The following is a 7,278-nucleotide window of genomic DNA, read 5'->3' on the forward strand; positions in this document are numbered from 1 at the left end:
CGCTGTTCGTGCTGGCCGCCCTCACCCGAAGCGCCAAAGACAGAGCGCCGCACAATGCCATGTTGCCCGTTAAATTTTACCCTTATCGGTTCCGCTAGCAGCGACGTTCCTGGCCTTATTGAGCAACGGCAAAGGTGGTCCCCGCGCAATTGAGCTTTGGCAATCATCTGTTGATGGTGACAGCAGCAACTCTATTGTTAGCACGTTGTTGGCGAACCTGCTGAGGGAGTCTGGAATCTGTTATGGCCCGGCACCGCTCTGGGGGACTTTGCAGTCATTGATGTCAGGGCATTTTTGGCCTCGCGTCGATGACGAATACTACTAATAACGCTGGAGATAATTAATAATAGACTAGATATTGGTGGTAAAGTAGCCAGTAAACCAGGCAATGGAGAGCGTAGATAACCGCCATTTCACCACCGGGATGGCAATCAAGGAAAGCGTAATCAGCAAAACCCCTGCTACCGAAAAACCACCAGCGGTAATTAACTCACGCCGTTGGGTTTTGTCGCTGATAGTAAGACATGGAAATAGTGAAAAGAATGGCCAGGAAATAAGACAATAAACTGGCTATTCCCTGCCACAACCATCTGAATCCTAATGAATTTAATACTATCAGAATAAACATGGTCACGCCCTAGAAAAGCACGTTATTGGCGAAATAACTGAAGATCAACATACAGAAAAGGAACATCACCTAAATCGAGAAATGACACCATCCATTTGATGGGAGCATCCCCAGTGTTTCTGGCCACGGCATTATTTTCAAGCGGCGTATCCGGCACATTTTTGAGAAAATAAGAAATAGGGAGACAACAATTAAAACACCTAGCCAGCAGGTAATATAAAATACCTATTTCCATCTCAAATAATAGGTAAGTATATGTTTCAATATCAGAAATCGTAACGACAGCGAAAGAAATTACCCATAGAACTATATTATATTAGTACCACGGTCATTACTTCTTTAGTAAAATATGTCCAGGAAAATATGAACTGATGAGGCTAGTAGTTATTCTTCAGCTATGCCCAGAATAATGCGATAAATAATAATCACCATAAGCGAGATCACCCAAGCCATCATAATCTGCATCACCGACCATAAAAATACTATACTGACGATGGTGATTTTAGGATTGAACTTAGTTTTCAAAATACCGCCAAAAATTGGCAAACGTATAACCAATCAAAAATCCTGTGAGCGCTAGGATTTTTACCTCGGAACCATTTATATCCATATCTTTTTCAATGCCGAGCAAGGCAATTGAAAGATTATACCTATCCAGACAGGCGATAAAAATCCAGATCAGTATCTTAACGCTAATGCGAAACAATTTAGAGGTAAACATAGTTATTTTCACATCAAGGTATGATTTATAAATAAACGCGTCCCAAACGGATCAGGTCTAATAACACTTTTCATATCTAAGTCAATCTCAATGCTGAGGCCGGGGCGCTGTGGCACCTGCATAATATGACAGATAGCTAATCAGAGAGCTGCTCGAGGAAGATATTCGGCGCTCGATCTAGCTCCAGAACTACACGCGATTTTGCCGTGGTCAGCACCGCCATCGGAATAGCGCTGGTCAGATGCAGCGTAGCCGCAAGAGAAATAATCGATACCCATTGATGCGGGTAGCATTCGATACTGAAAGACGTGGCTAGTTAGGCAATCGTCAATGCTTCTCTTATTCCTCCGCAGGCGTCTATATCAGGCTGGGAAATATCAATACACTGCTGTTCAAAATAGAATCGAAAACCAAAACTCGTGAATTCTTATTTGCCGCTAGTGATATGCATCTCCAGTTTATCCCTTACCTTTCGATAACTGTCAAAATCATCAAGCAATATCCACTCCTCAAACTAGGAAATATTATAAGGAGCAATCCGTTTTCTTCAATCGACAGCGCGCTGACCTTCATTTTGAATGCGCTAAATCCCTGCTGATAGCCTGTGGCGCATTCTGTTCGATCACGCGGGCAATTATCGGACGAATAATAGAGTGTCGAGGCATAGGACGCCACTATCTGAGCTAATTCTCCGCCCAGTAACTGGCCTATCAGCTAGTTCATATACTAGCCGAAAATATCCGACAAGGCGATATCAATTCCTGACAAGATGGAAAAGATAGAAACCATAATCCCTTTGCAGCCAAATTCGTGTGTGCGGTTATAAACCGTCTTTCAAATATGACGGTGTGGCACAGGATCGCGCCAGATAAGATGCGGGGTAAAGTTATTTTATTAATGCGGCATTATTTTCTGCCGTTCCAAAGCACTACCTTCAGTCGGTGATATCGTCATCGGTTTTAATTTTAACCAGGCATTATAGCGAGAACATCCTAATACCATTAGGACATTCCTAATTTTCCGAAAACTTGTCCTTAAGTACATAGATGTTAATTTCAGTGATTCGCATAATATCTTATTCTCCTATCTACTGTCTTATTGTCGATTGCTGTTCAATCAGCGTGACTGGCAATCTTGTCTGACAAATGTCGGTGATGCTTTTTTCTTTAATCAGCACCGAGATAAGTTTACTGTAATTGTCGTCACTGATGCCATAGGTCGGCTGTGCAATAACGGTCAGCAGCGCGACGATAGCCGAATCCTATTCCGTATCATCGAAACAGATAAACAATAGGTCGCGAGAAAAAACTAGACCGGTGCGATGCATTACTTTAACCATGCTGAGCAATAGTTTTCTGTTAATGGAAATAATGCTCTCGCAATTTGATCGCTGAGCGTATCCACGCTCTCATTTTCCACAATCACGGCGCGCCACACCTTTTAACGCTTCGCTTTCATCGAAAGTGTTAAACACGTCCACGCGTTTGATTCGGGGGAAATCGTATTCGGCAGCAGCGTAAAAAACGTGACGGGATCACATTGTTGCCGATGCAGGTACGCCATCGCCAGTTGCATTCCTTGCCGATTATCCACCGATACGCAATTAATATCTTCAAATCCGAGTTTCCTGCTAAACAGTACTGTCTGGATATCTTGGGTAACCCGCCAGAATGAAGCGATCTTTTTTACCCGTGCTGTTCATGATGAAACCATTGACGCGTTTGGACAACATATTTTTAATAATGGCGATTTAGCTTTTGGTATCAACTTTGATATCACATAAAAACAGCGTATAATCAAATAGATTACATACTCCTTCAATACCTTTTAATATATCTATTGAATAAGGATTAAAGATATCCGCCATAATCATGGCGATAGTATTGCTCTGTGTACTGCGCAACGAACGCGCGACATCTTTCGTATTACTAGTTCATTTCGGCAATTAACCCGGCCTATCCGATCACACGTCGTCATGCTCTCATCGAGCCGAATTTACCGTTTAGATGGCATGAAATTGTTGCCGTCGATACGCCCGCCGCTTAGGCAACATCGCTGATAGCTACCTTTATTATATAATAATTATTAAACACTAAATTTCATCACACTATCGCCCGCCGAATGGCAAATAGCTTATGCTGCACCACATCTCGCTGCCGGTAGGCACCGACGGCAACAACGTTGGGCTGTAAACCCTTTCCATGGCCCACCACGCCGGTGAAGGAATTGTGCCACACCGCCTAGGAGGTCGAGCGCGGCGCGCCACGTCACAGATAAATTGATTTGCTGATTGGTTACAGCCGTACAACGGCTGAAATCCGTACAACGGCTGAAATCGTTCGCGGACTAGCGGCGATAGGTTGTGCATTGATTGGAGGTTTCTCATGGCAATATGACCCCGTATGGATCTGGGCACTACCAGACGACGCTGTTCACGGCTGGCGTCGACCGGTCCGCCTCAGCAAGCATGTTTTTCGCACAGACCGGATGATACTATCCGGACGCATTCAGGGAACGTCCTGATAGACAGACGGCGGCGAGAGTCACATTCGCCGCCTTCTTCGCCCGCTGTCACCACAGCGCAATCTTACATGGAATGCGCAATCTTACATGGAATAAATGTCATGCCAGATTTTGAGAAAACCATAACCACCGGCCATTTAGTCTCGTTCGGCCTGACCTATATTATGGTGCCCATTATCGTACTCGGCACCTTTGGAGTACTGGCGAAAATCACCGATGGCGACGAGGTCAGCGCCTATGTACTGGCGCTGTTCGCAATATTTTTCACCGCCGGCAGCTACAGTCAGATGTCCACTGCCTTTCCGGTAGCGGAGTTTACCTACACCTACGTCTACGTACGTAATGTCATCAGCGAGAATATGGAGTTTCTCACCGGCTTGGAGTACCCTGTTAGATTATCTGTTTCTGCCGATGGTGATCTGGCTAATCGGTGCGGTCTATCTCTCATTAGCTTGTGCCGGCGGCACCCCAGTTCGCCCGGCTGCTGGCGTTTATCGCCATCACCACCGCTATTAATATCGTTGAGATGAAGGTGTGGCCTATGCCATCAATTTGCTGCTGATTGCGGTGGGGCTTTCCGGTGGTGGGGGCTTCCGCGCCGCTGGCGATACACTTTCACCTCGTTTATCAACTTCGGCGCCTTTCTAGTGTTTACCTTAGTCAATTTGTCGGTCATTGGTCACTATTATCTACGGTTAAAGCACCGCGACGGCTCGGACGCGCTACTTTATTTGGTGACTCCGGTGCTCGGCGCCCTGTCCTCTTTTTTATGGCTGCTGATAAGTTTGGACCGCACCACTATCATGCTCGGTTCCGCCTAACTGACTCTGGGCGCGCTGTGCCTACTGTGGCTGCGTTTGGGAAACAAACGGCTGGCCGGCGCTGCATTCGGGTAGAAGAACTCCGAGCAACCGGCCGTCGACCTTGCCCTGAGCCTATGGTTAGGGCCTATGGCAGCGCGGCAATGGCACGTACCCCTTTCTGCAGGCCGCGCCGGAAATACTAGACTGGCCTCCTGTCATCACTCAACGACAGAGAAATGGTATGGATAAAACCACGTTGTCTGCCATTACTGTTTTCCCTGCGACTGCTTTTCACCGGCAAGATCATGCGCGGCATGCACTTTTCTAGCTTTAAATTTTCTGGGGTCCGAGATCTGACCGACAGCCAGTTTTTGAACTGCCGTTTTTATGATGATGATATCCACAGCGGCTGCAATTTCAACCTCATGCTACTTCGTAATGCCAGCTTTGCTGACTGCGATTTATCCCTGGCTGATTTACTCTATGCTGCCGCGTTCGGCCTGGAAATTCGCGAATGTAAAGTCCAGATCGCGGATATTCACGATGCCAATTTTATGAACAGCCTTGGCCGGCGCTGGTTCTTCTGTCGCGCTTACATCACTAAAAGCAATCTGAGTTACTGCAATTTCAGTCGGCAAACGTTGGAAAAATGCGAATTGATGAGCAACCGCGCTGGCTCAGTTAGCTTTCACCACCGGCAGATCTGCGAAACGGATGACATAGGCCGGCGACGGCATCTGCTGCTTGAACAGCGCAAGCCCCTCCAGTGCCAGGTAAGGCTCGCCTTGCAGCTCTCACACGATGCGTTTCAGCACCACGTTATTATATCCCTTTATTAATAAACCCTTCTATCATCGAATCGCCGGTGACGCCTACAAAATAGGTAGCGGCCGGATGATTCATGCAGAGTTGTATTAAGATCAATACGGTTCTCAATATAATCCTGCGCCGGGCTAGGAAAGCCAGCCGGCACTCGTTTGACAAAAATGGAAAGCGGCATAACGCCTCGGCATCATCTGCGCGAAAAAAGAGAATACTTCATGAATCTGAATGTTTCTTTACTATGCTTTCATACAGAATATACATGGAGTATTAGAATTGTGAAACTAAGTCGTAGCGCCAAACGGTAGGTGCTTGAAGCGACGAAAAATATACTTTTTTTCCGCAAGCGGTCACGATAAAAGAAAGGCGCAATGCGCCGGAACAGCTGTTAAGCCAACGCATAATCCTTCATGGTGATTATTGTAAATAAAGAAGCGTGGATAAATTCTTTTTCACGCCCCCCTCTCCTAAAAAAGTAGAGATGGGAGGCACAACCAGCAGAATGAATTGATTATGATTATTTAACTATTGTTCTGACTCGTTGTTCACCGTATAAATTAAAATTCCCTAACCAGATAATACTGCTTTGTATAGTATCGTCGTCCGGCCACACGGCAGGATATCGTCCAATGTAGCTCGGACAAATCCGTTCCCATATGCCCAAAATTCCCACCGGCGTCGCATCTTCCTCGCCAATCCCAGTGATAAGCAGTATATGACGAAAATAGGACAAAAAAATAGGTGCCAGCCGTTGGATATTGTTGGGGACACAATCACTGGCCCGGGCGATCGGCTGCCATGCCGGCGAACAACCCTACGTTCAGGGCCGCATAATTTTCTGCATGAGCCGGGCGATTTCCTGCCGGCTTGGCGGGAGTTACGATCCACACGCGTGATGCAGCATCATTCCCTCAATCAGCGCATCCAGTGCCGGAAACCCCAGTGGGAAGATCGAAAAAATTCAGCAGCGCGTGCTGACTGCAAAACATCATTCCCTCAATCAGCGCATCCAGTGCCGGAAACCCCAGTGGGAAGATCGAAAAAATTCAGCAGCGCGTGCTGACTGCAAAACATCCAGTTCTGCATCAGCTGTTTCAACCTGGGATGACCGTCGCTATTAGAGGTACAATTCCTAGCTCAACAGCAAATTCCTCTCCAACGTGACTTCATCGCCGCAGATGATCCTCTCCCACCTCTTCAACGTTGCATGCTGGGGGGAATCCCCGAGCAGAGCCGCATAATCCACCGACATCGTGACGGCAAACTGGCTAAACGCGTCTTTAAGCAAGTCCTGCATAAAGCAAATCCTGCATACCGGCAAAATGATACGTCATCACCTGTCGGAAGCGATCTTGCAGTGGATAATACTCGCTATACCATGTTGCACAATCATATCAAGTGTCGCGTCAATAATACGAGCATGCCGATCCGGGTCCAGTACACCGGCTTTTCTTACTACTCATTTTTCTTGCTGCTCATACAGGTGCCTTCGAAAGGCTCAGGTGATAGAGGAAAAAGGGCAGCCTGCCAAAGTGTATATCTATACATTATCATGGACGATATTAGGCTCAGAAGCAAGATACTTTACCATCAGGAGTTCGCTTGAGCCTTACTATTATGCAAACACCCCGTGGCCTCGCGCTATTTCTCTTTCTACGCTCGACGATGATCCTAGTGCTGGTGGTGGTCGCGCTGGCGATTATCCTGGCACCGGCGATGCGGGAACCTTCGGCTCTCAGGCCACAGCGCATCCATAAATAGGAAAGAAAAAGCGGCAGCAG

Annotated in this window: 8 protein-coding genes; 5 read left to right on the forward strand and 3 right to left on the reverse strand. The window is 46.8% G+C overall.

Annotated features, from left to right (window positions below):
• Nucleotides 1-1,012: 1,012 nt before the first annotated feature.
• Complete coding sequence (locus BG74_RS13550; RefSeq protein WP_204376333.1) at nt 1,013-1,153, reverse strand: hypothetical protein; 141 nt, start codon at nt 1,151-1,153, stop codon at nt 1,013-1,015.
• Between the two features lie 1,301 nt (nt 1,154-2,454).
• Here BG74_RS13550 and BG74_RS13555 point away from each other — a divergent pair.
• Nucleotides 2,455-2,643 (forward strand): hypothetical protein, encoded by a 189-nt coding sequence (locus tag BG74_RS13555; RefSeq protein ID WP_187202716.1) that lies wholly within the window; start codon nt 2,455-2,457, stop codon nt 2,641-2,643.
• Nucleotides 2,644-3,451: 808 nt separating this feature from the next.
• Here the strand turns inward: BG74_RS13555 and BG74_RS18985 are convergent.
• Entirely contained in the window at nt 3,452-3,586 is a 135-nt protein-coding gene (locus BG74_RS18985; protein ID WP_256364236.1) for a hypothetical protein, read from the reverse strand.
• A gap of 387 nt (nt 3,587-3,973) precedes the next feature.
• On the opposite strand from BG74_RS18985, the gene BG74_RS06090 reads away from it, so the two are divergent.
• The 3 genes from BG74_RS06090 to BG74_RS17280 all read left to right on the forward strand — a co-directional run bounded on the left by BG74_RS06090 (nt 3,974) and on the right by BG74_RS17280 (nt 5,514).
• On the forward strand, nt 3,974-4,402 hold the full coding sequence (locus BG74_RS06090) for a hypothetical protein (RefSeq protein WP_066597307.1): 429 nt from the start codon (nt 3,974-3,976) through the stop codon (nt 4,400-4,402).
• 117 nt (nt 4,403-4,519) lie between these two features.
• Nucleotides 4,520-4,693 (forward strand): hypothetical protein, encoded by a 174-nt coding sequence (locus BG74_RS13560; RefSeq protein WP_187202717.1) that lies wholly within the window; start codon nt 4,520-4,522, stop codon nt 4,691-4,693.
• Nucleotides 4,694-4,911: 218 nt separating this feature from the next.
• Complete coding sequence (locus BG74_RS17280) at nt 4,912-5,514, forward strand: pentapeptide repeat-containing protein (protein WP_187202718.1); 603 nt, start codon at nt 4,912-4,914, stop codon at nt 5,512-5,514.
• A gap of 1,115 nt (nt 5,515-6,629) precedes the next feature.
• Here BG74_RS17280 and BG74_RS13565 read toward each other — a convergent pair.
• Complete coding sequence (locus BG74_RS13565) at nt 6,630-6,794, reverse strand: hypothetical protein (RefSeq protein ID WP_187202719.1); 165 nt, start codon at nt 6,792-6,794, stop codon at nt 6,630-6,632.
• 320 nt (nt 6,795-7,114) lie between these two features.
• Here BG74_RS13565 and BG74_RS13570 point away from each other — a divergent pair, with 320 nt between their 5' ends.
• Nucleotides 7,115-7,258, forward strand: a complete 144-nt coding sequence (locus BG74_RS13570) for a hypothetical protein (RefSeq protein ID WP_187202720.1) — start codon at nt 7,115-7,117, stop codon at nt 7,256-7,258.
• Nucleotides 7,259-7,278 lie beyond the last annotated feature (20 nt).

Source organism: Sodalis-like endosymbiont of Proechinophthirus fluctus (genome assembly GCF_001602625.1).
In the GTDB taxonomy this organism is placed as follows: domain Bacteria; phylum Pseudomonadota; class Gammaproteobacteria; order Enterobacterales; family Enterobacteriaceae.